The organism is Pseudomonas sp. GW821-FHT01C01, from assembly GCF_059422645.1.
On the sequence record NZ_JBWKXF010000044.1, the window covers coordinates 22005 to 48607 of the forward strand.

At 57.9% G+C, this 26603-nt stretch carries 20 protein-coding genes and 1 pseudogene; 13 read left to right on the forward strand and 8 right to left on the reverse strand.

The genetic code is table 11. The features are described 5' to 3' along the window. Positions 1–88 precede the first annotated feature (88 nt). Positions 89–5560, reverse strand: a complete 5472-nt coding sequence (locus tag AC07XF_RS22125; RefSeq protein ID WP_495028175.1) for a trifunctional serine/threonine-protein kinase/ATP-binding protein/sensor histidine kinase — start codon at positions 5558–5560, stop codon at positions 89–91. A gap of 224 nt (positions 5561–5784) precedes the next feature. After that, positions 5785–6720, reverse strand: coding sequence for a LysR family transcriptional regulator (locus AC07XF_RS22130; RefSeq protein ID WP_495028176.1), 936 nt, complete (start codon positions 6718–6720; stop codon positions 5785–5787). Positions 6721–7109: 389 nt separating this feature from the next. Here AC07XF_RS22130 and AC07XF_RS22135 point away from each other — a divergent pair, with 389 nt between their 5' ends. From AC07XF_RS22135 to AC07XF_RS22150, 4 genes are all read left to right on the forward strand, one after another. Beyond that, complete coding sequence (locus AC07XF_RS22135) at positions 7110–7502, forward strand: response regulator transcription factor (RefSeq protein ID WP_495028177.1); 393 nt, start codon at positions 7110–7112, stop codon at positions 7500–7502. A 244-nt stretch (positions 7503–7746) separates the two neighbouring features. Continuing rightward, positions 7747–8949, forward strand: a complete 1203-nt coding sequence (locus tag AC07XF_RS22140; RefSeq protein ID WP_495028178.1) for an NAD(P)/FAD-dependent oxidoreductase — start codon at positions 7747–7749, stop codon at positions 8947–8949. A gap of 140 nt (positions 8950–9089) precedes the next feature. Beyond that, positions 9090–10046: an MBL fold metallo-hydrolase gene (locus AC07XF_RS22145; protein ID WP_495028179.1), complete on the forward strand. Its 957-nt coding sequence runs from the start codon at positions 9090–9092 to the stop codon at positions 10044–10046. Positions 10047–10333: 287 nt separating this feature from the next. Beyond that, complete coding sequence (locus AC07XF_RS22150) at positions 10334–11164, forward strand: alpha/beta fold hydrolase (RefSeq protein WP_495028180.1); 831 nt, start codon at positions 10334–10336, stop codon at positions 11162–11164. A 380-nt stretch (positions 11165–11544) separates the two neighbouring features. On the opposite strand, the gene AC07XF_RS22155 is transcribed toward AC07XF_RS22150, so the two are convergent. Continuing rightward, positions 11545–11895 (reverse strand): BON domain-containing protein, encoded by a 351-nt coding sequence (locus tag AC07XF_RS22155; protein WP_495028181.1) that lies wholly within the window; start codon positions 11893–11895, stop codon positions 11545–11547. A 332-nt stretch (positions 11896–12227) separates the two neighbouring features. Here AC07XF_RS22155 and AC07XF_RS22160 point away from each other — a divergent pair, with 332 nt between their 5' ends. From AC07XF_RS22160 to AC07XF_RS22170, 3 genes are all read left to right on the forward strand, one after another. Further along, a complete protein-coding gene (locus tag AC07XF_RS22160) occupies positions 12228–12797 on the forward strand; it encodes a DJ-1/PfpI family protein (RefSeq protein WP_495028182.1) in 570 nt (189 codons plus the stop codon). 65 nt (positions 12798–12862) lie between these two features. Beyond that, positions 12863–13297 (forward strand): VOC family protein, encoded by a 435-nt coding sequence (locus AC07XF_RS22165; protein WP_495028194.1) that lies wholly within the window; start codon positions 12863–12865, stop codon positions 13295–13297. Positions 13298–13647: 350 nt separating this feature from the next. Further along, positions 13648–14046 (forward strand): hypothetical protein, encoded by a 399-nt coding sequence (locus AC07XF_RS22170; protein WP_495028195.1) that lies wholly within the window; start codon positions 13648–13650, stop codon positions 14044–14046. A gap of 30 nt (positions 14047–14076) precedes the next feature. On the opposite strand, the pseudogene AC07XF_RS22175 reads toward AC07XF_RS22170, so the two are convergent. Next, positions 14077–14190: pseudogene (locus AC07XF_RS22175) on the reverse strand (DNA adenine methylase); the annotation flags it as partial. A gap of 165 nt (positions 14191–14355) precedes the next feature. Further along, positions 14356–15240 carry a LysR family transcriptional regulator gene (locus tag AC07XF_RS22180; RefSeq protein WP_495028183.1) on the reverse strand — a complete coding sequence of 295 codons (885 nt, stop codon included), beginning with the start codon at positions 15238–15240 and terminating at the stop codon, positions 14356–14358. A gap of 147 nt (positions 15241–15387) precedes the next feature. On the opposite strand from AC07XF_RS22180, the gene AC07XF_RS22185 reads away from it, so the two are divergent. After that, complete coding sequence (locus tag AC07XF_RS22185) at positions 15388–16488, forward strand: alkene reductase (protein ID WP_495028184.1); 1101 nt, start codon at positions 15388–15390, stop codon at positions 16486–16488. A gap of 106 nt (positions 16489–16594) precedes the next feature. Here AC07XF_RS22185 and AC07XF_RS22190 read toward each other — a convergent pair whose 3' ends face one another. Beyond that, positions 16595–16891, reverse strand: coding sequence for a hypothetical protein (locus tag AC07XF_RS22190; RefSeq protein WP_495028185.1), 297 nt, complete (start codon positions 16889–16891; stop codon positions 16595–16597). Between the two features lie 57 nt (positions 16892–16948). Then, complete coding sequence (locus AC07XF_RS22195; protein ID WP_495028186.1) at positions 16949–17467, reverse strand: response regulator; 519 nt, start codon at positions 17465–17467, stop codon at positions 16949–16951. 162 nt (positions 17468–17629) lie between these two features. On the opposite strand from AC07XF_RS22195, the gene AC07XF_RS22200 reads away from it, so the two are divergent. After that, a complete protein-coding gene (locus AC07XF_RS22200; protein ID WP_495028187.1) occupies positions 17630–17758 on the forward strand; it encodes a hypothetical protein in 129 nt (42 codons plus the stop codon). A gap of 195 nt (positions 17759–17953) precedes the next feature. On the opposite strand, the gene AC07XF_RS22205 is transcribed toward AC07XF_RS22200, so the two are convergent. Continuing rightward, positions 17954–18595, reverse strand: coding sequence for a response regulator (locus AC07XF_RS22205; RefSeq protein ID WP_495028188.1), 642 nt, complete (start codon positions 18593–18595; stop codon positions 17954–17956). Positions 18596–18878: 283 nt separating this feature from the next. Here AC07XF_RS22205 and AC07XF_RS22210 point away from each other — a divergent pair, with 283 nt between their 5' ends. From AC07XF_RS22210 to AC07XF_RS22225, 4 genes are all read left to right on the forward strand, one after another. Beyond that, positions 18879–23732: a HAMP domain-containing protein gene (locus AC07XF_RS22210; protein WP_495028189.1), complete on the forward strand. Its 4854-nt coding sequence runs from the start codon at positions 18879–18881 to the stop codon at positions 23730–23732. Positions 23733–23848: 116 nt separating this feature from the next. Further along, a complete protein-coding gene (locus tag AC07XF_RS22215) occupies positions 23849–24982 on the forward strand; it encodes an ATP-binding response regulator (RefSeq protein ID WP_495028190.1) in 1134 nt (377 codons plus the stop codon). A 74-nt stretch (positions 24983–25056) separates the two neighbouring features. Beyond that, the gene (locus AC07XF_RS22220) at positions 25057–25797 is read left to right on the forward strand and encodes a Mut7-C RNAse domain-containing protein (RefSeq protein ID WP_495028191.1); all 741 of its coding nucleotides are present in this window, start codon (positions 25057–25059) and stop codon (positions 25795–25797) included. 558 nt (positions 25798–26355) lie between these two features. After that, on the forward strand, positions 26356–26603 hold a 248-nt coding region (locus AC07XF_RS22225; protein ID WP_495028192.1), incomplete at its 3' end, for a DUF2790 domain-containing protein.

Consider the following 26603-nt stretch of genomic DNA (forward strand, 5'->3'; position numbering starts at 1 on the left):
GATTAATTCAAGCAACCATTAATATACCTCCCCTAAACCTAAGTATTAAACAGAACACCTGGTTGCTGGCGACCAGAGTGCAGTCGATTCAACCATGCTCGACAGGAAGTGTGAATTGAACGGTAGCACCGCGTGGGCGGTTGAAGCTTGCCCACAAGTGGCCGCCATGTGCCTCGATGATCGAGCGACAGATTGATAACCCCATCCCCAATCCGGTGGGCTTGGTGGTGTAGAAAGAAGCGAAAATCTGCTCGGTGTTTTCCGAGGCAAACCCTGGCCCCGAATCGCTCACACTGACGAGCACACAACCGGCGTCATTTAACAGAGCGCTGATGTGCAATTGGCGTTCACCCTCGCTCACACCATTCATGGCCTCGAGCGCATTCATGATCAAGTTGAGCAGCACCTGTTGCAGTTCAACGCGGTCGCCTTCGATAAATGGCAAACCGTCTTTGAGTTGAGTCCGAATCAAGGCCCCACTCTTCATGATCTGGCCACGGGTGAACTCGATCATCTCGCGAATCGCGGCGTTGATGTCCACCGCCCCCTTTTGCGGTGGTGCCTTGCGGATATGCCGACGAATCCGACCCAATACATCAGCTGCCCGATTGGCATCCGTGATGAGACTGCCAAGTACTGTCCGGACCTCTACGATCTCCGGCGGCTGGACGTTCAGCCAGCGCAACGCGGCGTCGGCATTGAGGATGGCCGCAGCAATCGGTTGATTGACTTCGTGAGCAATCGAGGCCACAAGCTGCCCCATGGTCGCGACGCGGTTCGCGTGGGCCAACTCCGTTTGCACCTCGCGATAGCGTCGTTCGCTTTCGCGGATTTTTTCTTCCGCCTGCTTGCGCTCGGTCAGATCCAGCACGAATGCAACCCCTTCCTTGCTGCTGGCTTCGAACATAGCCAAACCGACAATCACCGGCAGGCGACTACCATCCTTTCTGAAATATTCCTTCTCGTAGGGTTGGGCATAGCCGGTCCGCACGGCTTGCGCCAAAAAGTGCTCGCTGAGTTCACGAAACTCCGGTGTTGTCAGATCTCTCCAGCGCAGACAGCCCGAGACAAGATCCTCTCGCTCGTATCCCAACATGCGAAGAAATGCATCATTGGCCTCGATGATGTCACCGTCGGCATTCCAGACGAGGATCCCGATGATGTTGGCGTCTACAAGACGCCGAATCTTCCCTTCGCGCTCCGCGACCTCACGGTACAAACGGGCATTTTCCAGCGAAATAGCAGCCTGTGAGGCCACCAGTTTCAATACGGCAATCCGGGCTGGACTGAACACACGGGCGGTCAGATTGTTTTCGAGGTAGAGCGCACCGGTAAGTTTGGCCTGGTTCATCAACGGCAGGCAGAGAACCGATCGGACGTGGTGCTGACGTATATAAGGGTCTTCGGCAAACGGGGCCTCAGTCAGGGCATCATCAAGAAAAACACTCTCACCGGTGCGCAGGACATGGTAGAGAAGTGACTCTGGCAGCAGCGCCGAAGTCATCGGTTCATCGCGCAACTGCATCGAATGGCTGCCAGTGGTCACTTGCGCGGCTATGCGGTGCTCACCCGTGTCCGACAGAATCAACACGCCTCGTTCGGCACCGGCCTGTTCGGTGGCCGTGCGCATGATCATGTCGATGAGTTTTTCCAGGACGATTTCTCCCGACACGGCCTGCGAGACCTTTATCACGGTGGCCAGATCGAGGTGTTCGACCGGTGCGACCATCGTCGTTGTCGGGCCAAGCGTTTGCTCTTCGGTCCTCAGCAATGGATACCGCGCCTCAAGCTGCCGCACCTTGCCATCAGCACCCCAACGCAGGTAGCCGTAGCGGGCGTCTTGCAGGTAAACGCGGGCTACTTTCCCAAGACCGCGGGCCGCGTAGAAGCGAGACGCCAGTTCGTTGGCAAGCGCCTCGATATGGACAAAGCCACTCTTCTGCGCCGAGTGGATGGCTTGTTCGTAAAGCAACTCGGCCTCGATGATCCGCCCTTCGACGCGGGCGATTTCGGCGTCGACCAGCGCGGCCCGGCTCGCGAAATTCTCTGGGCACTGTTGAGCCCGGATCTGGAGTTGCCGGTGATCCGTCGCCATTGCAATCAAATGCTGCGCACGCTCGTCGACCGGGACACTGTCGCACCATCGGGCACGAGCCAGCGCGTCATAGAAGTAAAATTCAGCCTCCTCGAAGAACAGATATGACGTCCATAGCAACTGCTGTGCCTTTGCCGCGGCTTGCATGGCTGCCCCGGGGTCGTCGGCCAGGTAGCAGGCTTGTAATTTGCGGACCCAATACCAGCACTCGGCCAATGCCAGGTCCGGATTGCCGGACAGGTGGATTTCGGTGCCTGACTCATCAAATTGTCCATCATCAAAACAACCGAAAATTGGCGTCGAACCCCGGAGCGTCCGGATCAGCGCCAGTTGTGTGCCAATGAAATCGGTGACCAGCCCGAAACGCACGGTCCTGGCGTAAACCAGACCACGTTCGGCTTCGTCTTGTACCTCGGACAATGGCTCGCCGGCGAAAAGGGAGTCGGAGGTAAGGCTGTTGCCCGCATAAGCACCATACGGCAGATCACCGATCCGGTTCGCCGCAACAAATGAACGGCGCAGCAGGTCACGGCATTGCTCTACGGGCTTCATCCAGCGCACGGCAAAATTCGAGAAGCAAAGATAGGTACTGGCTTCGAATCGCTTCAGGCCTCGTTGTTCAACGAGTTCGCAGCCGAGTTGGCCGAATCGAAATCCAGCCTGGTAGTCGCCGAAACGCCGTCCGGCAACTCTGAATGCATTGGCGTAATGCACACATGAAGCATCGCAGTTGCCCCCTTCAAGACTCAGACTGACCGCCTTGCAGATCAACAGGTCCGTCAGGTTCGCATCCGTCTGCAAGGCAGGCGGGAAGAGCTTGCTCAGAGCGCTGACGGTCATGAGGGAGCCCGCATCCTCCATCAGCGGCAAATCGATGAGTTCCTCGATTTCCCGATCGCCCAGTAACGACCAGATATGGTCGTACTCCTGGCGCACTTCATCGTCGCTTGGATGGGCCGACCACTCGATGCCCACATGCCGCAGATAGGTGAGACAGACAGCGACCGCGCCATCGCTGCGATCCATGAGCAGGTAGACATCCATTTGCAGACACACGACATTGGCTCGTTCGATCGTAGTCGTGGCGCGATCCGAGAGCGCCGCCAGGCGCTTGTCCGCAACTGATAACTGTCCAGTCAGCATCTCGCATTCGGCCCGGTTCAATTCCAGCGCGAACATCAACCCATGTAGACGCGTCCAACAGCTGTCGTCCAACAGCTGCGCACCCGTGGTCAGATAGTTGAGCGCCGAAGCATAGGCCGTTGACGCCTTGGCACGCTGGCCGGCCATCAGGTTGAGCTCTGCCAATTGCTCCCGCTCGGCCTGATCGGTGAGCAGCACTGCGCCGCTGTTGAGCTGGCCGACGATGTCAAAGATCGCCTCCTCCCGCCCTTGCAGGGGCGTCTGCGCTGCGAGCAGCCGGCCGATTCGCAGATGAGCCTCGGCGCGAGCTCCCTTGGGGATCAGTGAATAGGCCGCTTCATGAATACGGTCATGAACAAAACCATAAGCGCCTTCCAGTCGCTGAACCAACTCCTGGCGTATGGCTTCCCACATTACCGTGCGGATCTGTGCCTGGGGGATGCCCAGAACGGTCGAAAGCGTCGTGGTCCCGGCAACGTTCCCCAGACAGGCAAGCTGCTGTAATGCCAGTTGCGTTTCAGTCGGCAAGCGGGTCAGCTTGCCGACCATCAGGTCCACGATGTTGTCGGTGTAACCCTTGGCATGGATGCGATCCGCACTCCAGCACCACTGCCTTGCTGGATGATCGAAGGTCAGCAGTTGTTCGTCAGCGAGGGTTTGCAGAAACTGGATCACGAAGAACGGGTTGCCGGCGGTTTTGTCCAGCACCAACTGCGCCAGGGGCTCAATGTGCGCAAGCTCGTCATGCAACGCATCCGCAATCAACTGCTCAATGTGTCCCTTCGCGAGCGGTACCAGAGTGATTTCATCTACCCTGCCCCCCGCGTTCCGAATGGCTTGAAGTTTGCCCGTTAGCGGGTGGACGTCACTCACTTCATTACTGCGGTAGGCACCCACCAGCATCAGATGCCGCACATCCGAGCTGGTCAACAGATCCTCCAGCAGGTCGAGCGTTGCCGCGTCGATCCACTGCAGATCGTCCAGAAACAGGGCAAGTGGATGCTCCGCCCGGGCAAATACACCGATAAAGCGCCGGAACACCAGAAGGAAACGGCGTTGCGCCTGTTGAGGCTCAAGTGTCTGCAGCGGTGGCGGCTCACCAATGATGAGTTTCAGTTCGGGAATGAGGTCAGTCATGAGCCCCGCGTTGGCATCCAGTGCGCTCTGTAATGCGTCACGCCATTGCGCCAGTTCTGTGTCGCTCTTGCCAAGCAGCGTGCGCACCAGGCTTTGAAATGCCTGCACCAGTGTCGAATAGGGAATATCGCGCCGGTATTGATCGAACTTGCCGGCAGCGAAGAGTCCTCGCGGCGGGACCAGCGCTTTGTGCAGTTCATTGACCACAGAGGATTTGCCAATACCGGAATAGCCGGTGACCAACATGAGTTCCGGCGCGCTGCTTGCGATGATCCGATCGAACGCGGCGATCAAGGTACTGACCTCATACTCGCGCCCGTAGAGTTTCTCGGGAATCATCAGCCGATCGGATGTCCCCTGCTCGCCCAACGCGAAGGCATTGATGTAGCCCAAGGTCTCCCAGTCTGCCAGGCATTGCCGCAAATCATGTTCAACACTCGCAGCCGTCTGGTAGCGCTCTTCGGCGGTCTTGGCGAGCAGCTTCATGACAATCCGGGAAAGCACATCAGGGACGGTTTCGACCCGCACGCTCGGTGGCTGCGGTTTTTTGGCGATATGGCAGTGCACCCATTCTATCGGGTCAGATGCCGTAAACGGCAGCGAGCCCGTCAGCATCTGGTAAAGCGTGACGCCAAAGGAATAGAGGTCGCTGCGCAAATCGATCGAGCGATTCATCCTGCCGGTCTGCTCAGGTGCCATGTAGGCGAGTGTGCCGGCGATGGTCTCAGGCGCCTGTCGCTCACGCGGTAACCACGAGGCGAGGCCGAACCCTGTAAACCGAGCCTGACCGTCGGAGCAGTTCACCAAAATATGAGAGGGTTTGATGTCTTTATGGACGAGTCCGCGCTGGTGGAGCTTTCCCAATGCCTGCGCGATGCTAATCGCAAGACGCAGGAACGTTGGCGTTTCCATGGGGGCAACCAGTAGCTGCCCAAGCGGCGTGCCACCCGTATCTTCCAGCAGCAAATACATCTGCCCACTTTCCCGCACCATCTCAAGCGGACGCACCGCCCAAGAGCCATCCAGTTGATCCTTCAGGCCAAACTCGTGGGCGAAACGGCCAAGACAATCCGGAAGCGGTTGTTCAGCAGTGGGTCGCGCAACGAGAACACTGCGGTCGCCTTTCACACCCGAGCGCAGCTCCCGACAGAAGGTGCGCTCACCATCGTTCCATAGTATCTGCATGTTGTTATCCGTCGGAGCGGGAACAATAAGTAGGTTCTTGACTGCCGCATATTGCCGTCGCGCTGTATCCAGTGTCGCGCCGCACATGCCGATACCGCCGCAATAGCCTACAACAGCTTCCAGTACCATTAGAACTTAGATCTGACCCTACCCACGGTCAGCACAAAGATCAATTCCAGTGATAAAGCTACCGGGGGGGCTTCACGGAACAACGTAGCCTCAATTCACGCTACGGCCAGAGGCACGGGCTGCTCTTGATGTTGACCGAGATAGCGACAGAAGTACGAACGCAACCAGCATTCCCGAGGGTCGTTGTGGGCCGCGCCGCGCCAGGCCATGGACAAGTCCGGCGCCGGTAGCGCCAACGGCGCAAAGTCGGCACGCATCCCTTCCATTCGCGCCATGGCCCGGGCGACGTAGTCCGGTACGATCGCAATCATGTCGCTGCCGGCGAGCAAAGCGGGCAAGGCACTGAACTGCGGAACAGCCAGGACTACCCTGCGCTGCCGACCAACCAGGCTCAGGGCATGGTCGGCATCATCGATGACATTTCCCATCGAAGAGACAACCACATGAGGCCGTCTGCAAAAGTCATCCAGATCGAGGGCGCCGGGGTCCGAATCGGCGCGCAATAGCATGGGGTGCATCGGCCGCAGTCTTTTGCAATGGGCACTGGCCGGCAGTTCTTGCGCAAAGCTGATACCCACGGAAATCTCTCCCGAGGCCAGCAACTGGGGTAATTGCCGATGGTCCACTCTGCGCACCACGAGCGTGATGTTTGGCGCCTCATCGCGCAGATGCTTGATCAAACGTGGAAGCAGCGCGTACTCGACATCGTCAGAGAGTCCGATATGAAAGGTCTCGTCACTGGTCAGTGGGTCGAACGTCTGGGCACAACTCAAGGCGATAGCGATGCCATCCAGCGCTGGCGTCAGCCGCGCATGAATTTCTTCTGCCCGCGCAGTCGGCTCCATCACCCTGCCAGTGCGGATGAACAACGGATCATTGAACATCGAACGCAGTCGTCCGAGGGCTGTGCTAATAGTGGCCTGACACAGGAAAAGTCTCTCTGCGGCCCGGGTAACGTTGCGTTCACGCATCACTGTTTCAAAGACAATCAACAGATTGATGTCGGCACGCCGCAGATCATTTCTGTTCATCACGTTCACCGCCTAGGCACAAGGCCGCATGGGTAAGGGGACATCCAGCAACGGTTCGCTGCACAACCCGTTTTGCCGGAGGCCAGCGAGGTGGTTCAAGCTTATGCAGGCCAACGGCAAGACGTCACTTGTACCTGGGTTCAACCGATGCATCCCTTGGTTGTGCCGCCTAGTACATGGGTATACCCAGATCTCTTGCAAAACCGGACACGCGATTTTCTAAAATGAATCGCGACTCCGTAGCACAAGACTCACCTGGGTGATTTCATCGAACGTTTAAGTAGACCATCTACACTTTGGTCTCAGCAGATCATACATTGGTATACTTCTATGCCTTATAAGTTGGCGTATGTTGTAGTAACGGCAGAAGCTGTCACGAGCGCCCCCACATGAAGCAAGATACGCAAATACGCAACTCAATGACTATCGCAATCGTCGATGATGATGACTCGGTTCGGACAGCGCTTGAAAGTTTGCTGCGATCCGCTGGTTACAAAGTTAAAACTTATTGCAGTGCTCTGGCGTTTCTCAACACGAATGACCCCGCTCAGACACATTGCCTTGTTTCCGATATCCAGATGCCGGGAATGAGCGGTTTGGAGCTTCATAAGCAGCTCGTCGCGATGGGCTTTCACATTCCCACTCTATTCATCACGGCTTACCCTGAAGCCGTCCCCTCCCTTGGCATCGATATGTCTGCGCCGATTGCCTGTCTGTCTAAACCTTGTGAAACCAAGAAGCTTCTGAGCTTCATCGAAACAGCCCTCCTCCAGCAAAACTGAAAGCACTCTGAACGCCCTCTTTTGCATCCAATACAAACCTTCGTATATCCCCATACCACTGACGTATGGATTTTCTGAACCGATGTAGAAGTGCGCCGGAAAGAATCCAGAAATAACATAAATCCACAGCGGGCGACCTGCTGAACTCAACATAGACGCCTTAACTTTCGGCGCCAGCGTATCGCTCCACCAAACTTGAAGAATAACTTCAAGAACATTGAAAACCTTTTTTGAGGAACAACTGATGAAACAGCATATTCTGGTTATTGGTGCGGGGTTCGGTGGTGTATGGAGTGCATTGAGTGCCGCCCGCCTACTGGATAAGCACAGTCGTAGCGACGTGGAAATCACACTGCTGGCGCCCCAGGCGCAATTGCGCATACGTCCCCGTTTCTATGAAAGCGACGTACACAAAATGTTCGCTCCCCTGGACGGGTTGTTCGACTCGGTAGGTGTGCGTTTCATCAAAGGCACCGCCGAGCACATTGATGAACTTGCAAGGACGGTTGGTTACCGCGATGAGGCTGGCCGTTGGTGCACGTTGACCTACGACCGTCTGGTACTGGCGGCAGGCAGCCAATTATCCCGCCCGGCAGTGCCAGGTCTCGGCTCCCATGCCTTTGATGTTGATCAGATCGAATCGGCGGTGCGTCTGGAGAGCCACCTGAAATCCCTCAAAAACCGCCCCGTGAGCATTGCCCGCAACACTGTAGTCGTTGCAGGTGGAGGTTTTACCGGCATCGAGACCGCCACCGAGATGCCGGCACGCCTGCGGTCAATACTCGGTGACGATCAGGACATCCGCGTGATCATCGTCGACCGAGGTACTCGGATCGCAGCTGCCATGGGGGATGAGATTCGCCCGTCGATCGTCGAGGCCTCTGAACACCTGGGTATCGAATGGGTGCTCAACACCAGTGTGGCGGCGGTAGATGCCAACGGCGCTACCCTCGCCGATGGTCGTCGCATTGAAAGCCATACCGTGATCTGGACTGTCGGTTTTCGCGCGAGCCCGCTCACCGAACAGATGTCCAGCGCTCGTGATGCTCAGGGACGCTTGCACGTCGATGAGAACCTGAAGGTGCTTGGCCAGGAGCATGTCTACGCTGCTGGAGACGTCGCCTATGCCGCCACCGACGACCTCGGCAACTTCGCAGCAATGTCCTGCCAGCATGCGATCTCTCTAGGCCGTCACGCCGGGAATAACGTCGCTGCGGACCTGCTAGGTGTCGCGCCCACCCCCTACCGTCAGCCCAAGTACGTGACCTGCCTCGATCTGGGCGCCTGGGGGGCGGTGTTTACCGAAGGCTGGGATCGCCAGCTCAAGCTGGTGAAAGAACCGGCCAAAGAGCTCAAGACGCAGATCAACACCCTGTGGATCTACCCGCCTGCAGCTAATCGGGCCACCGCCCTGGCAGCAGCTGACCCGATGATTCCGGTGGCCTGAAGACCCCGCCTGAACGTGTCGCTCGTGCCAGCACCGCGAGCTCCGCCGGGCATCGCTGTACCTCTCGAGGAAATCCGTCGCTCTCGCGCCGAGAGCGGCTTTCGCCTGAAGTTCTTGACCCAAGCCATAGGAGAACGACCATGACACAGCATCTGAACTACCTCACCCAAAAGGATGGAACGCATCAGAAAAGCAACAGTCAGTTGGAGTCAATCATGGGCTCCGAGGAGCTGGTTCCTTCACGCTATGCGCTGCGGATCGGCGAGATTGACGTGCTGGTGGTCAGCGATGGAGTGCTGCCTCTGCCGACCGAGACGATGTCCACCAATGCCGACCCAGCCGCCCGCGCGGCCTGGTTCAAGGACATGTTCCTGGGACCGGACGCGTTTGATTGGGCGCTGAACGTACTGGTTGTGCGCAGTGGCGACAAGCTCATCCTCGTCGACGCTGGACTGGGCGGGCAATTCCCCGGATTTCCGCGGGCCGGGCAGTTCCCCAAACGACTGAAGGCCGCGGGTATCGATCTTGCGTCCGTGACCGACGTGGTGATCACCCACATGCACATGGACCATATTGGCGGGCTGCTTGTCGATGAGGTGAAGAGCCAACTGCGTCCGGATCTTCGTATCCACGTTTCAGCCACCGAGGTCGCGTTCTGGGAGTCGCCCGATTTCTCCCTCACCGCCATGCCGTCGCCTGTGCCGGACGTTCTGCGGGCAACGGCCAATCAGTTCATTAACGAATACCGCAGCAAGGTGCGCACGTTCCAGGAGGAGTACGAGGTGGCACCAGGCGTGGTCGTCAAGCTCACCGGCGGCCACACCCCAGGGCACAGCGTGGTCTACGTGACATCCGGCGGTGAGCGGTTGACCTTCGCAGGCGACGCCCTGTTCCCGGTCGCCTTCGAACACCCCGACTGGCATAACGGCTTTGAACATGACCCTGAGGAATCGATTCGCGTCCGTGTCCGCCTTATGCAGGAGGCGGCGGCGAGCGGTGAGCTGTTCGTGGCTACTCACCTGCCGTTCCCCTCCGTTGGCCGGGTGGCGGTGGACGGTGACGCTTTTCGCTGGGTAGCGGCCTTCTGGGACTACTGATCGCTAGTTGGGTTTGCGCCTGCGTCCAAGCCAAGTCAGCCCGTTCGCACGGGGGTGTAGAGGATGGGCAGAAGCGCGAATCTCCCTGAGCAACAAAACAGATCGAGAGACCGCCAATGAAAGACTCCAATCGAGAGATAGATCTCCAGCGTCGGGCCATATTGACAAGTTCAGCAGTAGTGGCCGCCAGTTTGCTGGTTCCGCTTTCCAGTTTTTCCGGGTTGGCGCAGGCCGCTAACAAGCCCTCTACAACCCAACACAAACCAGATCACAAGGAGATGCACACCATGAACTCCATTACGACCAAAGACGGCACCCGGATTTACTTCAAGGATTGGGGTCCGAAAGACGCGACGCCCATCGTGTTTCACCACGGCTGGCCATTGAGCGCGGACGACTGGGACAACCAGATGATGTTTTTCTTGCTCAAAGGCTATCGGGTGATCGCGCACGACCGCCGCGGTCACGGGCGCTCGACCCAAACGTGGGTGGGCAACGATATGGACACCTATGCCGCTGACGTCATCGAGCTGACCGATGCGCTCGACCTTAAAGGTGCGATCCATGTCGGCCATTCGACCGGTGGGGGTGAAGTAGCGCGCTACGCCGCTCGAGCCAAACCGGGACGCGTTGCCAAGGCCGTACTTATCAGCGCGGTTCCCCCAATCATGGTTAAGTCGCAGAAGAACCCCGGCGGTTTACCTCTGGAAGTGTTCGACGGATTCCGTTCGGCTCTGGCCGCCAGCCGCGCACAGTTTTACGTGGACGTGCCATCGGGGCCGTTCTACGGTTTCAATCGACCCGGGGCCAAGGTTTCGCAAGGCGTAATCGACAACTGGTGGCGTCAAGGCATGATGGGCGGTGCAAAAGCTCATTACGACTGCATCAAAGCGTTTTCCGAGACCGACTTCACCGAAGATCTGAAGGCGATTCAGGTGCCAACACTGGTCATGCACGGAGAGGATGATCAGATTGTGCCAATTGCCGACTCTGCGCCGCTCTCGGCCAAACTATTGAAGCATTCCACGCTCATAACGTACCCAGGCTTTCCTCACGGTATGCCGACTACCAACGCGGATCAGATCAACGACGATTTGTTGGCGTTCATTCGCGGTTGAGCACTAACGCCGTGACGGCGGTCTGATCGCCGTCGCGGTGTTTGATTTTGGATCAACGATCATTTCAATCTTGCTGACGGGCAGCAACCGGCCCAGGCTGTGTGAAAACGCATGCGCCCTTTTGAAGTCTGCGTTGCTACCTAAAATCTGTTGGTATTTGCATAGTCAGCAAGGCCGGAAATTTGCGTAGGAACGTGATTTTCTATGCAGTCCCGACAATCAAACCTGCTTTAAAACGTTTTCACACAGCCTGGGCCACAAGCAGCCAGTCGGAAATGTCCACAAAACCATGGGCGATTCACTCTGGGGCACACAGGCATTCAGCTTCCCTCCGCCCTCGGTTCCCGACTGGGAGCGCGGCGCCTACAAAGTTGCCATTATCATTTGTCGTCCATCTTTGTTGACGATTGTGGCCGGCGCTCAGTGCTCTCTTCGGCGTTGGGCGCTTCTGGAAAACTCCCTGGCGTGAACACATGGGTCTGCAAGTCGCTGGCATCGACTTCGGCGACACCATGAACCGAACGGGCCAGACCGATGGCCTGTTCACACTGTTTATGAGTGTTGACGCGGCCGCTTAACCCCACTATGCCCGCATGGGTTTTGACATTGATATGCAGGCTAAGGGTCGGATCGGAAAATGCCAGGGCCGACTTCACCTTGGCGGTAATCCATGCATCGTGAACGGCCATTTCCAGACCATGAGAGTAATGCTGGAAGGAGTGAATTTTCATGGCTGAACCCTCTCTCGCGTAATCAGACGTACTGTCCATCCCATTTGCTGTGCTGCCGCCCTCTGCCTCTCAGGTGAACGCTATGGATACCTGATTCGTTTTGGAGCGCTCGCCACGCAAACATTGACAGAAATTAATTATAGTACGGCCGTTGCCTGCGGTCAGAGCGCTGTCCCCGTGAACGTCCGCCTTGGTTGCTCTGTGCCAGGCGCAACACCTGCAGAGCACTCCAAACAGTCCTTATTGCGATCAGCCCTGATCAACCCGAAGCAGCCCTTGATGTCTATTTGTTGTCACCCTATGTTATTGGTACTCATGGAGGATTCTGACTGATGGCACGTGTGGGTTTGATACTGACACCCGGTTTTGCGGACTGGGAATATGCTTTCATTGCTGGAACTGCGTCCCCGTTTTACGGGATCGATGTCAGATTTTTCGCTCCTGCTCCGGGGCAGTTCCGCTCGCAGGGCGGATTGGCTGTAACTGTCGATAGCAGTTTGCAGCAATGTCTGGACTGGAAACCGGACGTTGTTGTCGTCATTGGAGGAATGGTCTGGGAACGTGCAGAAGCACCGGATATTCGAGACTTTCTTCATGCCAGTCGCTCAAGTGGGGCGACAATTGCCGGTATCTGTGGGGGAACGCTGGCACTTGCGAGGGCCGGGCTTCTCGACACGGTTCCTCATACCTCGAACAGCGCTGACTTCTTACAACAGAATGCCGTAGGTTATGAAGGGCGCACGCTTTATCGAAGCAGTCCAGTAGCTGTGGTTGCGGACCGCATTATAACTGCTCCAGGCCCTGCGCCCGTTAGCTTCACCTGCGCAGTGTTCGAAGGTGCCGGGCTATCTTCAGAGATCATTTCTCAGTTCAGGTCAATGTTGGCAGCGGAACATGGGTGACCGCTTCGTCCTGCAAAACAGCCGATCAGGTGATGGCGACACCGTTGAAAGAGGGACCGAAGGACATGACAGTCAAGCGAATGGACAACGTCCTGATAGTTGTCGACGATCTCGAAGCGGTGAAGGCGTTCTTTATCGAGTTGGGCCTCAAGCTTGAGGGCCAAACCACGGTTGAAGGACCCTCTATCGGAAGCCTCCTAGGGCTTGGAGACGTCCGAGCCACCCTCGCGATGCTGCGGACTCCCGATGGGCAGGGAATTGAACTGGACAAATTCCACACGCCAAACGCAGTCAGGTTTGGGCCCGTGGACGCGCCAGTGAACGCTTTGGGCCTTCGTCGCATCATGTTTGCCGTCGATGAGATCGATGCTGTCGTTGCACGGATGCAGGCCCATGGCGCAGAACTCATTGGCCAGATGCAGTACGAGAAATCGTACCGGCTCGCCTATATTCGTGGGCCTGAGGGCATCATCGTCGGGCTTGCCGAGCAACTCGGCTAAGGGCGGGCGGCTCGCTAGCGCGCACGACAATCACCGCGCAGGCAGGCAGCCGCCTAACCCCTTGCATGCCGGCTTTCCGGCCGTCTGGCGAGTCGGAACGAAATTCGCCTTCGGGTCGATTGCAGCCCTTCGCGACAGACAGCAATCGGCCAGTATCAGACATCGAGTTAGTAAACCCCAAAGGGGCTGAACACTGAGGCGGTTGGCTATTTAAGCAGCGGCTCCCTAGAACTTTTCCCTATTTATCGGTCTATGTGGACAGGCACATCCGCTTGGTAAGCGCGACCCCGCAGGCTTCCCGTCGCCAGATGGCCACACGTCCAATTGTCAATCAGAGGTTGTCTTCGTTCATGAAATTCCATGATCCACGGATGGTGCTCTTCGGCCTGCTTGCGTTCGCGGCAGTGGGCTCGGCATCAGCAACACAGATGAAGACCTCAACCCCTGTTTTCGCAACGGAAGTCGCAGCCGTTCAGGCTCCGGCCCTGGCTGCCGGTAACCCTTGGCCGACCTTGGCCAGTATGGCCGGCAAGCAGCCAGGGCCGTTGCTTGCCCATGACGACAGATACTGGCATGACGGCCGTTGGCACGATCGTAGAGACGATTGGCGCCGAGACGACTGGCATAGAGATAATTGGCGTAGAGAGCAAGCCCGCCGAGAGGCCGAGCGCCGGCGTGATTGGGAGCGCCACCAGGATCGGGCCATGTGGCACCGCTACGAGGACGACCATCGCTACTATCGTCGCTAGTGCGAAGCCACGGGATCAATCCACCTGCAACACAGGCGCCGCCTGAGGCCGCATGAAATACAGCGCGGCACCGCCAGCAAAGACTTCGACGTAGCATTCGTGAGGTGGAAACAGCGGAATAAGGCGATCGGCCACTTCAAGCACGACTTTCTGTCGCTTGCCTGAAGCCTTGGCCTTGCCCTCCTTGCCGCCTCCAACGGGGCAGTGCTGACGGTGCATATCGAAGCAGGGAAACGCAACAACAATTGATCGACGCCATCGAGATCTCCAACCGTGACGTCGTGCGCCTGAGGCTGAAGGCGTGAGCAATCAGATGCGCAAATGTGCACTCATGTAGTCAATGAAAACGCGCAACTTTGGCGAAGCATATCGACTGGCTGGCCACAGCATCCAGAAGACGACCTGGCGGTCAATGTAATCGTCCAGCACTGTGACCAGTTGGCCGCTTTCCAGTGCTTCGCGCACCAGGAAGGCAGGCAGAAAGGCAATCCCCCTGCCCTGGATTGCAGCGTAGGCAAGAGGCTCGATCGTGTTCGACGTCATCGTGGCGGCCAGCACCAATTCAGCCTCGGAGGCTTCGAGCCGCAGCGGCCAACGCTCCAGCTTTCCCGTAGCGGGGAATTTGTGTTGCAGGCATGAATGGCGTTCCAGCTCACGCGGATTAGTGGGTACACCCTGCCGCTTGAGATACGTGGGCGACGCCACCAGCACATGGGCGCAGGATCCCAGGCGGCGCGCGGCCAAGCGAGAATCGGATTGCTCGCCGGTCCGAATCACCGCATCGAACCCCTCCTCGATCACATCGACCATGCGGTCGCAAAAATCGATATCCAGTTCGACTTCCGGATACCGCTCCATGAACCCGTCAAAGGCCGGCATCATCAGGTCGCCCAGTAGAGGAGTGCCCACGCGAAGCCGCCCGCGTGGATTGCCAGCCAGGCCTGACAGTTCGGACTCGGCAGCGGTGACCTCGCTGAGGATGCGGCGGCATCGCTCCAGGAACAGGGTTCCCTCGGCCGTCAGCGTGATACTGCGTGTACTGCGATGAAACAGCCGTACATGCAAGCGCTCCTCCATCCGGGCGATGGTTTTGCCCACGGTCGAGGACGACACCCCCAACTGGCGGGCGGACTCGGTAAAGCTGCGTGTTTCGGCAACCTGCACGAACATTGAGATGCCATTCAGACTTTCCATCACTTTTCCTGCTTGCTCCGGCAGAACCCCGCCAACAAGGCGGGATTACGGAAAAAACATCCGAAATGTTCGGCACCGCGGGATATTTTTCTCAACGAATTTTACGCCTACATTGCCCCCATCCCACCACTGATAGGTATCGTTGTCATGTCCAAACTGCACACGAGCATCCAGATAGGCCCACACCAGATTTCCCATCGCGTCGTTCTGGCGCCACTGACCCGTATGCGTGCCGAGCCGGGTGACATCCCTGGCCCGCTGATGGCCGAGTACTACGCCCAGCGTACCACCGCCGGTGGCCTGCTGATCGGCGAAGCTACTATCGCCGCAGCCAATGGTAATGGATACCTCGGTGCTCCCGGTTTGTATGACGATAGCCAAATCGCCGGCTGGAAGCTTGTGACCGACGCCGTTCATGCCAAGGGCGGCAAAATCTTTCTGCAGCTCTATCATGCGGGGCGCCAGTCCAATAGCCTCTTGCAGCCGGACGGCGGCCAGCCGGTGGCCCCTTCCGTCGTGGAGCACGGCGGCCTCGCCTTCACCGAGACTGGCTGGACCCCCGCCAGCCCGGCGCGAGAATTGACCATCGCGGGAATCCGTGGGCTGGTAGAAAGCTTCCGCACCGCGGCCGTACGCGGTATCGCAGCCGGGTTCGATGGCGTGGAGTTGCACTCAGCCAACGGCTACCTGTTCGATCAATTCCTGCAGGACGGCAGCAACAAACGTACGGATATCTACGGTGGCTCGTTCGAGAACCGCAGCCGGTTCCTGCTTGAGGCGGTAGAGGCGGTGATTTCTGTCTGGGGGAGTAATCGGGTGGCGGTACGACTGGGGCCGAGCGGCAATTTCGGCGATATGTCCGACAGCGACCCCGTTGGCCTGTTCACCTATGTCGCGCGCGAACTGAACAAGCTGGACCTCGCCTATCTGCACCTGATCGAGCCGCGCATCCTGGGTCTTGTCGAAGACGAGCGCCGGGACCAGAATCCGGTGGCGTCCCAACTCATTCGCCAGCACTACAAGGGCACCCTTATCGCGGCGGGCGGCTTCTCCGGTGAATCGGCCAACGCGATCCTGGAGGCCGGCGATGCAGACCTGGTCGCGTTCGGTCGCCACTTCATCGCCAACCCTGACTTGCCAGAGCGCCTGCGCAACGGCTGGCCGCTGAACCCGTACGACCGCGAGTCATTCTTCGGTGGCACGGAAGTGGGTTACACGGACTATCCTTTCCATTCTGAAGTCGCGTGAAAATCTGCATCGCCGGTAACTGGGGTCATAGTGCCCCAGCTACCTCTCCGCAAAAAAATTCATCCGTGAAATATCAATTACCCGTAGCAGTCATGAAGATAGGCATCTATCGCTTCCCCTTCATGCAGGCTACGGAAAGATAAACACCCCAAAGAACACCACATACGGCAAGTATCAGCTCCGGATTGAAAATATTCTGATCGACCGGCGCCACCAGGATTTCGCTATAAAGGCACAAGGCGCCCGCGATCAACGCAAAAAAGTAGCCGGTCCGGGTTCTAGTCCGGCGCAGCAGCAGAACCTTTTTCAGACCCTCGTCTTTCCATTCTTGAAGGGGCATGCTTTGGATCTCCTCCAGCAGCACCACACCCCACAGCAACGCGCACAACAAATAACCTATCATCGTGATGTCCTCCAGTTAAAACATTGATTCAACATGAATGCAGCGCGCACTCCGCGCTCAACTTACGAATATCGATTCCAGTGTCTTTTCTGAGTCGCACAATTTGCTCTTATGCATATCCTGAAGCAGGCGAGTGGTTTGAGCGGCTGGTAACAGGGACTTGGCTAAACGCTCCAACATACGGCGCATGGTGGCAAGTTCATGGATCTTGTCGTAGGAGGCGTAGGCTCCCGCGTTTGTGAAGTACTTCCAATGTCTCGGACCAGCACAATTGCTGACCACTATGACTTTTATCAGCGGATACTCAGCTGCGACCACTCGCAATACTTCCATGCCATTACCGTCGCTGAGATTGACGTCCAGCAAGACGACATCGGGTTGTTCACGCCGAATGGCGGCGATAGCGGTCGATGCGCGGTGGAACACCCCGGCAAGTGACAGGCCCGCGATCCGCGGCGACTCCGTGCGCCACAGCACTCGAACGACGTTCGAATCCTCAATGACAAACAGGCGCAAAGGGCCTGAGTTTCTGGTTGGTATCAGTGCAGTCAATGGTTCTGTGTTGGTGACCTGCATGATTTGACCTCTCTTTTTTGACATCGCAGTGCAAGACGCCGACGAAGACAACTCTATTCAGCAGACGAAATCTTGCAGAGAGGTAACTATGCTTGAGTGGAGCCGCCACCACTATCGACGTTAGCAGGACTTCTTTGTGGAGATATCGGCCAGGAGCTTGTAGTGATTCCACTACAAGCAGGCTGGATCGGGCGACGCTTCGGCGAAGCTGGGCATGTGCTGCGCATCATTCCTGCACAGTTCGTCAAACCGCACCTGAAGTTCAACCAGAACGATTCAATGAGGCCGTAATGCTGTTCACTTAGGGACGAACACTGTATCTGTGGCGAGGGAGCTTGCTCCCGCTGGGGCGCGAAGCGGCCCTTCTTTCCCCTAAAGAGCCGGGGACTGCTGTGCAGTCCAGCGGGAGCAAGCTCCCTCGCCACAGGTTGCTTATTGTTCGTTCTATCTCTTAAGTGAGCAGCATGACAATGATGGCAGGGCGTTCTAGGTTAACAGGCCGTTTTCGAGTGCATAGCGGGCCAGTTTCGCGTTGCTGTCCATCCCTGTTTTTTCCAGGATGCGTGCCCGGTACGTCGTGACGGTACTCGGGCTCAAGTGCAATATCTCAGCGATGCGGACAATTCTCTCGCCTGCAGCGAGGAGCTTTAATACTTCAAGTTCCCGGTCGGATAGCGCTTCGTGGGGTGCCGCGTCGCCTCTACCGATAGCATTGACCAGTTTTTCTGCCAGCTCAGGACTGACGTGCTTGCCGCCTGAGGCGACCTTGCGAACCGCCGCAACCAGGGTGGCGGCGGAAATATCTTTGGTGAGGTATCCCGCAGCGCCGTGCTTGATTGCGCGTAACGCATAGGCCTCGACCGAATGCATGCTCAACATCAGAACGGCGAGCTTGGGCTTCTCCGCACGCATGAGCTTGAGGAGTTGCAGGCCAGTCTTATCGGGCAGTTGAATATCTACCAGCGCCACGTCGAAATCTTGCTCCCGGACCCGGAGCATTGCTTCTTGTGCCGTCTCTGCTTCACCCGTTACGTCGATCTCGTTGGCAGTCTCCAGCATGCGTCGCACGCCGTTACGCACGATGCTGTGATCATCCACCAGCAAGACTCTGATTTTGTGGTCAGTCATCTGTATTTTCCATTCGCACCCGCAAGGCCCTGGCCGTATCGTGTCTCGATGTACAGATGATGTTGAACCCGCCGGCACAGTGGCGCGCGCTCATGCACTCCCACACTAACTCTGCGGCCAGTGGCCAGCAAGCCATGGAATCTGCTGCAGAGTTTTACGTTAGCAGGCAGGTAGCGCACTTGCACTTTTGCTTCAGGCGTTAGCGGCGCCTAAGCTCTGAGGTGTGTCTGCACGCCCATGGGTAATGCCTTGCGCGTGGCATCAATTTTGACTGGACAGAGGCATGGCCACAGTGACGACCCCGATCGAAGTTTTCGACATGAAGACGTTGCTGGCAGCGCTGAAGTCGTTGCGCAAAGGTGACTTCACCACGCGGATGCCGGAAGACTGGACCGGCATGCCGGGCAAGATCGCCGACACGCTCAACGAAATCATCGACATGGCAGCCGACACCACCACCGAATTCGAACGCGTGGCGCGACTGATCGGCAAGCAGGGCAAGGTCGATGAGCGTATCGAATTGCCGATGATGAAAGGCTCATGGCAAAAGATCGTCAACTCGAGCAATGCGCTCACCAGCGACCTGATCAGCCCGATGAACGAAATCATTCGCGTTGTCGGTTCGGTTGCCGAGGGTAATCTGAGCCAGCAGGTACCGCCGGTACTCGATGGTCTGAAACTCCGGGGCCAGTTCCTCAAGTCCGCCGAGATCGTGAACACCATGGTGACGCGACTGGGCTCCTTCGCTTCCGAGGTGACCCGCGTGGCGCGCGAAGTCGGCACTGAAGGGATTCTCGGTGGGCAGGCCAATGTCAAAGGGGTGTCCGGCACCTGGAAAGATCTGACCGACTCCGTCAACGACATGGCCGCCAATCTGACCACCCAGATGCGCAACATCGCTTACGTGACGACCGCAGTGGCCAAAGGCGATCTGGGCAAGACGATTACCGTCGAAGCCAAGGGTGAGATTCTCGAACTGAAAAACACCATCAACACGATGGTCGGCCAGCTCTCGAGCTTCGCTGCGGAGGTGACCCGCGTGGCGCTGGAAGTCGGTACCGAAGGCAAGTTGGGCGGTCAGGCGGAAGTGCGCGACGTATCAGGCACCTGGCGCGACCTGACCGAATCGGTCAACGGCATGGCGGCCAACCTGACCACCCAGGTGCGCAACCTCGCACAGGTGACGACGGCGGTGGCGCGCGGCGACCTCGGCAAGAAAATTACCGTTGAAGCCAAGGGCGAGATTCTCGAACTGAAAAACACCATCAACACGATGGTCGACCAACTCTCCAGCTTCGCCGCGGAGGTGACCCGCGTCGCGCTGGAAGTCGGTACCGAAGGCAAACTGGGCGGCCAGGCCGAAGTGACCGGCGTATCCGGTACCTGGAAGGACTTGACCAATTCGGTCAACGGCATGGCGGCCAACCTGACCACCCAGGTGCGCAACATTGCCGATGTGACGACGGCGGTGGCCAACGGCGACCTGTCGCGCAAGATCACCGCCGAAGCGAAAGGTGAAATTCTCCAACTCAAGGAAACCATCAACACGATGGTGGACCAGCTCTCGACCTTTGCCGACGAAGTGACCCGCATGGCACGCGAAGTGGGGACTGACGGCAAGCTCGGTGGCCAGGCCAAAGTGGCGGGCGTCGGTGGCACCTGGAAAGACTTGACCGACTCGGTCAACAGCATGGCGGCCAACCTGACCAATCAGGTCCGCAACATCGCCGACGTGACGACGGCGGTGGCCAAAGGCAACCTGGGGCGCAAGATTACCGTGGAAGCCAAGGGCGAAATCATGGAGCTGAAGAACACCATCAACACCATGGTGGACCAGCTCAATAGCTTTGCCGCCGAAGTGACGCGGGTGGCGCGCGAAGTCGGCACCGAAGGAAAGCTCGGGGGACAGGCACAGGTGCAAGGCGTGTCCGGCACCTGGAGGGATTTGACTGAAAACGTGAACTTCATGGCGGCCAACCTGACCAGCCAGGTGCGAGGCATCGCGAAAGTGGTGACCGCGGTAGCCAACGGCGACATGAAGAAGAAACTGACACTGGAAGCCAAGGGCGAGATCGCCGAACTGGCCGACACCATCAACGGTATGACCGATACGCTGGCGCTGTTCTCCGATCAGGTGACCTCGGTGGCGCGTGAAGTGGGCGTCGAGGGCAAACTGGGCGGCCAGGCCAACGTGCCGGGTGCTGCCGGCACCTGGCGCGATCTGACCGACAACGTGAACGGTCTGGCGGCCAACCTGACCAATCAGGTGCGCGCCATTGCCGACGTGGCGACTGCCGTGACCAAAGGCGATCTGACGCGTTACGTGGAGGTGGAAGCAAAGGGTGAAGTGGCGGAATTGAAGGACAACGTCAACGAGATGATCCGCAACCTGCGGGAAACCACACGGCAAAACGCGGAACAGGATTGGCTCAAGACCAATCTCGCGAAATTTACCCGCCTGCTGCAGGGCCAGCGCGATCTGGCGGCAGTCTCCAAGATGGTGCTGTCAGAACTGGCTCCGCTGATCAACGCCCAGCACGGTGTGTTCTACATGATGAACGAGAGCCCGCCCGATCCTCCGAAACTCAAACTGCTGTCGGCTTATGCGTACAAGGGAAACATCAATGTGAACGATGAGTGGCGGCTCGGCGAGGGCCTGGTCGGGCAATGCGCTTACGAGAAGCGGCGCATCCTGCTGACCGATGTACCCGGAAATTACGTCGCGATTTCATCGGGACTGGGTGCGGCCGCCCCGCTGAATATCATCGTGTTGCCGATCCTGTTCGAGAACAAGGTCAAGGCCGTCGTCGAAATGGCTTCGTTCACGCGCTACAGCATCATTCATCAAACCTTCCTTGATCAGCTAGCTGAATCGATTGGTATCGTGCTCAACACGATCGAAGCCAATATGCGTACCGAAGAACTGCTCAAGCAGTCGCAATCACTGGCGCAGGAGCTGCAAAGGCAACAAGAAGAATTGCGACAGACCAACGAGGAACTGGAGGACAAGGCCGGACTGCTGGCGGAGCAGAAAACCGAAGTCGAGCGCAAGAACCGCGAAGTCGAAATCACCAAGCTGTCGCTGGAGGAGAAGGCGGAGCAACTGATGCTGACCTCGAAGTACAAGTCCGAATTCCTCTCCAGTATGTCCCATGAGCTCAGAACGCCATTGAATAGCTTGCTGATCCTGGCCCAGCAGCTCAGCGACAACGCGCAACATAATCTCACTCCCAGGCAGGTCGAATATGCCAAGACCATCCGTAGCTCGGGCAAAGACCTGCTGGAGCTGATCGACGAGATTCTCTATCTGTCCAAGATCGAGTCGGGTACGGTCACACTGGATCTGAATGAAACACTGTTCGCCGATCTGCACGACCAGATCGAACGCACCTTCCGGCCAGTCGCCGAAAGCCGGGGCCTCACCTTCACGATTGAACTGGCGCCTACCCTCCCCCCCGTCATCTGGACCGACGAAAAGCGCCTGCTGCAGGTGGTCAAGAACCTTTTGTCCAACGCCTTCAAGTTCACTGAGCAAGGCAGCGTCAATATCAGCATCGCACCCGCAATGTCCGGGTGGAGCGTGGATCACAGCGAACTGAATCGCGCCGATGCGGTGATCGCCTTCGTGGTCACCGACACCGGTATTGGCGTATCTGCCGGCAAGCAAAAGCTCATCTTCGAGGCGTTCCAGCAAGCAGATACCGGAACCTCACGAAAATATGGCGGCACCGGCCTCGGCCTGTCGATCAGCCGCGAGCTCGCACACCGGCTGGGCGGTGAGCTGCGGCTGATCACCGGTGAGATCGGCAAGGGCAGTACTTTCGCGCTGTACGTGCCCTTGCGTACACAGGATGCCCAGCGTCAGGCGCCAGACGAATCAGCGACAGAGACAGTACCCAAGCGCGACCTAATGTCAGGCCCGTCTGCACAGATATTGGACGACCGCGAGTCTGTCCAACCCGGGGACCAAGTGCTGCTGATGCTCGAGGGCGACGCCCGATTCGCCGGCATTCTGCTCGAAGCCGCGCACCAGAAGGGGTTCAGGGCTATCGTTACAACCCGTGGCGCGGATGCACTGGAGCTTGTCCAGCGCTTCAAACCCGCCGCGATCACGCTGGACCCGGGCCTGGCGGACATCGATGGCTGGTTGCTACTCGAGCAATTGAAGCGAAATTTCGCCACGCGTCACATCCCGGTCCAGATCATCTCGATCGCTGACGACCGTACACGCGGGCTGCGCTATGGCGCTTTCGACTATCTGCTCAAACCGGTCACAGCCGACGAAATTCAAAATGCGCTGGTCGGTATCGTGGCATTCGCACGGCGCAAGACCAGGAGTCTGCTGCTCATCGACGGCGACGAAGGGCACCGCGCCCGCATCCTCGATCTACTCGGCAACACCGACGTGAAGATCACAACGACCGACAGCAGCGCTGAAGCCTTGAAGAAACTGGCAAAGAAACGCTACGACTGCATGGCAATCAATCTCAATCTGCCCGACGCATCCTGTATCGGGTTTCTCGAGGCGTTGCAGGAAGACCACGCAATGCGTGAATTGCCGATCGTCGTCTATGGTGCAGAAACACTGTCCAAGCCGGAACACGAGCGCTTCAGGACACTGCTCGGCAAGGGCGTCATCAAGGCCGTTCAATCCCCCGAGCGCATACTCGACGAAACCGCGCTGTTTCTACACCGCGTCGTCGCCAGGCTGTCGCAGACCCAGCGCAGGATGCTGGAAAAACTCTATGAGGGCTCGGACAGTCTCGAAGGTAAAAAGGCCTTGGTGGTCGACGATGACGTGCGCAATATTTTTGCCCTGACCAGCGTGCTTGAGTGCAACAAAATGCTGGTGGCCACGGCCGAAAACGGCCGAACCGCCATAGAACTGCTGCAGCAGCAGCCCGATACCGACATCGTGCTGATGGACATCATGATGCCCGAGATGGATGGCTTTGAAACCATGCGCCAGATCCGTACTTTCAAAAGATTTGAAACCCTGCCCATGATTGCGCTGACGGCGAAGGCGATGATGGGTGACCGTGAAAAGTGCCTCGAGGCAGGCGCCTCGGACTATGTCAGCAAGCCGGTGGACACCGACCAGCTACTGTCACTGATGCGCAAATGGCTCTATCGATGACTCTGTACCGCGCTCATTGCGCGACAGCAAAGGTGGCAATGTGCGCAAGGCCGGCTCGATTTTACCGGTGCTGCCGTTACGGCAAGAGGCGCTAGCGCAAACCGAGTGGCATAAACATGCAGCAGGAACCCCCGGTATTCAAAGAGAGAGCCCAGGTGCGGCAACCGCTCCCGCCTGATGGCGCGCCAGCATCCGTGTTGCTGGTGGATGACAATCACGCCAAGCTTACGGCGCTGGCCGCGGTGATTGCCGACATGGGCCTCGATATTGCCACGGCGACTTCCGGGCGCGAGGCACTGCGCCTGCTATTGCAGCGCGACTTCGCAGTCATTCTGCTCGACGTGAAAATGCCAGTGATGGACGGTTTTGAAACCGCGGCACTCATTCACGGCCGCCCGAAGTCGGCCCACACGCCCATTATCTTCGTCACCGCTGAGGCCGATACGGATTCCGAGCGTTTCCGCGGTTATACGTCCGGCGCAGTGGATTACATCTTCTCGCCGATTGTGGCCGAGGTTCTTCGCGCCAAGATCCGGGTGTTTGTCGACCTGTTCTATCTGCAGCGCAAACTGACGATGCAGGCCGAAGAATTGCTGCAATCGAAGCGGCTGCTGCGTGAGCTGGCCGCCTATCAGGAGCACATCAAGGAAGAAGAGCGAAAGCGCATCGCACGCGACATCCATGACGAGCTGGGACAGAGTCTGCTGGCGTTGCGAATCGATGTCTCCATGTTGCAGGCGCGCACCAGTACCATGCACCCCAAGCTCAACGAAAAGGCCAGCGATGCTCTGAATCACCTCGATAACGCCATCCGCAGTGTCCGCAGTATCATCAATGATCTTCGGCCACCCGTACTCGATCTGGGATTGCAGGCAGCGATCGAGTGGCAACTTGAAGAGTTCCGGCAGCGCAGCGCGATCGATTGCACGATGTCGGTGGACGACCAGGATTTCCGTTGCGATCTGAATGAAAAATCCGCCACGACGCTGTTCCGCATCGTGCAGGAATCGCTGTCGAATATTGCCCGGCACGCGCAAGCGACACAGGTGCATATCGAACTCTACGGGAACAGTCGCCGGCTTTACTTGCAGATCAAAGACAACGGCGTAGGCATGACGGATCGCAAAAAATTGAACTCGTTCGGGTTGGTGGGGATGAAGGAACGCATCAGCATGCTGGGCGGGGAATTCACGATCGACAGCGCACCGGACAAAGGAACGAGTTTAACGATATCGCTGCCACTCGACTGACGCGGTTTGGGACCAGCCGGAGAAAATGTCCGGACTGGACTCGCTCATCCTGCAGCCCTGCCATACTGATCAGCATGACCAGTGCAACCTTCCGCTTCTACGAGGAGCTCAACGATTTCCTGCCGGCCGAACGGCGGCGGCAATCCTTCACTTGCAAATGCGCGCGAGGGGCGACGGTCAAGCACATGATCGAGGCGCTCGGGGTACCGCACACCGAGGTCGAGCTGGTGCTGCTCAACGGCGAGTCGGTGGGCTTCGAGCGGGTAATCCTCGACAGTGACCGGCTGGCGGTGTATCCAAAGTTCGAAGCGCTGGACATCAGCCCGCTGCTCAAGGTTCGTGCGCAACCTTTACGGGTGCTGCGCTTCGTCGCTGATGCACACCTTGGCGGGCTGGCCAGCCTGCTGCGTATGAGCGGCTTCGACACCCTCTATGACAATGGCTTCGAGGATGGCCAGATCGCCGAGATCGCTGCGCAGCAAGGACGCATCGTGCTAACCCGCGACCGCGAACTGCTCAAGCGGCGGATCATCAGCCATGGCTGTTATGTGCACGCCCTGAAACCGTCGCTGCAGCTGCGCGAATTGTACGAGCGCCTCGACCTGGCGCGTAGCGCACGGCCATTCAGCCTGTGCCTTCATTGCAACCTGCCGCTGCACGAGATCAGCCCGGAACTGGCTCGGACGCAGGTGCCGCCACGCATTGGCGCCCTCTATTCGCACTTCCTGCGCTGCGACGCCTGTCAACGGGTTTACTGGGAGGGTTCGCACTGGCGCGGTATGTGTGCATTGCTGGCACCTCTGCTGGACCGATAGCCGGGTGTGCGTGTTTCGCCGGAGGTGAATCGTAGTACAACGTTGAGTAGCCGCTGAAACGGGTCGAATGCCGCCCGTCGCGACAGGCAGAAATCGGGCAATCCCTGACATTTCTCCCCTGGCTCAATAGCAGGCGTTTTCGGTCCATACAGCGTCACAACCACCGCCTGAACATATCTATTTTTTCCAGACCAATTGGGTGTCGAGTTGGGCCTGGACCTGTTCGGCCACCTACTTTTTTCCAGTCCCTGGCAGACTTGGGTAATGCCGGCGCTCGCGACTTCTCGGACTCAGCCAACTGAATTGAAATCACTGATTCACCTTGCGTGAAAATCCGTCATGACATGTTATGACCTCCTTCAGAAACGGGCTTTGACCAACAAATACGGGGGTTAAAGGACGAATGGTCGAGAGGCGTCAAGCGCGGGGAATTGCCGGGAGTTTGCAGCCACTACAGGCTTTGCAGACGGGCGCGTTCGTCGAGGTAAAGTGAACTTCACGTTCACCATGTGTCACATTAAGTCCCCGTTAAGCGAACTTCAGAAGAGGTACAGCCTTATGAACATTGCTACAGTAGTAAGTGCCGTGATTTCCAGTCTCGCACCAAGTGTCTTCGACCAGAACGGCCTGCAAGAGCCCGGCGCGCATGTCTCAGCCGTCGATTACCACTACGGAATGGAGATCGATGTAAAGCGGGTACTGCAGCGCACCGATACATCCGACAAGACTGGCATGGTACCGGTGACCCTGGTCTATGAAGACAGCGAGGGCGAGGTTCACAAGATCCGTTTCCTCGAATGGGGCGC

Bases quoted from the DNA above. Each gene is read 5' to 3' on its own strand.
- AC07XF_RS22125 (WP_495028175.1), bottom strand. From the start codon at position 5,560: ATGCAGATACTATGGAACGATGGTGAGCGCACCTTCTGTCGGGAGCTG.
- AC07XF_RS22130 (WP_495028176.1), bottom strand. From the start codon at position 6,720: ATGAACAGAAATGATCTGCGGCGTGCCGACATCAATCTGTTGATTGTC.
- AC07XF_RS22135 (WP_495028177.1), top strand. From the start codon at position 7,110: ATGAAGCAAGATACGCAAATACGCAACTCAATGACTATCGCAATCGTC.
- AC07XF_RS22140 (WP_495028178.1), top strand. From the start codon at position 7,747: ATGAAACAGCATATTCTGGTTATTGGTGCGGGGTTCGGTGGTGTATGG.
- AC07XF_RS22145 (WP_495028179.1), top strand. From the start codon at position 9,090: ATGACACAGCATCTGAACTACCTCACCCAAAAGGATGGAACGCATCAG.
- AC07XF_RS22150 (WP_495028180.1), top strand. From the start codon at position 10,334: ATGAACTCCATTACGACCAAAGACGGCACCCGGATTTACTTCAAGGAT.
- AC07XF_RS22155 (WP_495028181.1), bottom strand. From the start codon at position 11,895: ATGAAAATTCACTCCTTCCAGCATTACTCTCATGGTCTGGAAATGGCC.
- AC07XF_RS22160 (WP_495028182.1), top strand. From the start codon at position 12,228: ATGGCACGTGTGGGTTTGATACTGACACCCGGTTTTGCGGACTGGGAA.
- AC07XF_RS22165 (WP_495028194.1), top strand. From the start codon at position 12,863: ATGACAGTCAAGCGAATGGACAACGTCCTGATAGTTGTCGACGATCTC.
- AC07XF_RS22170 (WP_495028195.1), top strand. From the start codon at position 13,648: ATGAAATTCCATGATCCACGGATGGTGCTCTTCGGCCTGCTTGCGTTC.
- AC07XF_RS22180 (WP_495028183.1), bottom strand. From the start codon at position 15,240: ATGGAAAGTCTGAATGGCATCTCAATGTTCGTGCAGGTTGCCGAAACA.
- AC07XF_RS22185 (WP_495028184.1), top strand. From the start codon at position 15,388: ATGTCCAAACTGCACACGAGCATCCAGATAGGCCCACACCAGATTTCC.
- AC07XF_RS22190 (WP_495028185.1), bottom strand. From the start codon at position 16,891: ATGATAGGTTATTTGTTGTGCGCGTTGCTGTGGGGTGTGGTGCTGCTG.
- AC07XF_RS22195 (WP_495028186.1), bottom strand. From the start codon at position 17,467: ATGCAGGTCACCAACACAGAACCATTGACTGCACTGATACCAACCAGA.
- AC07XF_RS22205 (WP_495028188.1), bottom strand. From the start codon at position 18,595: ATGACTGACCACAAAATCAGAGTCTTGCTGGTGGATGATCACAGCATC.
- AC07XF_RS22210 (WP_495028189.1), top strand. From the start codon at position 18,879: ATGGCCACAGTGACGACCCCGATCGAAGTTTTCGACATGAAGACGTTG.
- AC07XF_RS22215 (WP_495028190.1), top strand. From the start codon at position 23,849: ATGCAGCAGGAACCCCCGGTATTCAAAGAGAGAGCCCAGGTGCGGCAA.
- AC07XF_RS22220 (WP_495028191.1), top strand. From the start codon at position 25,057: ATGACCAGTGCAACCTTCCGCTTCTACGAGGAGCTCAACGATTTCCTG.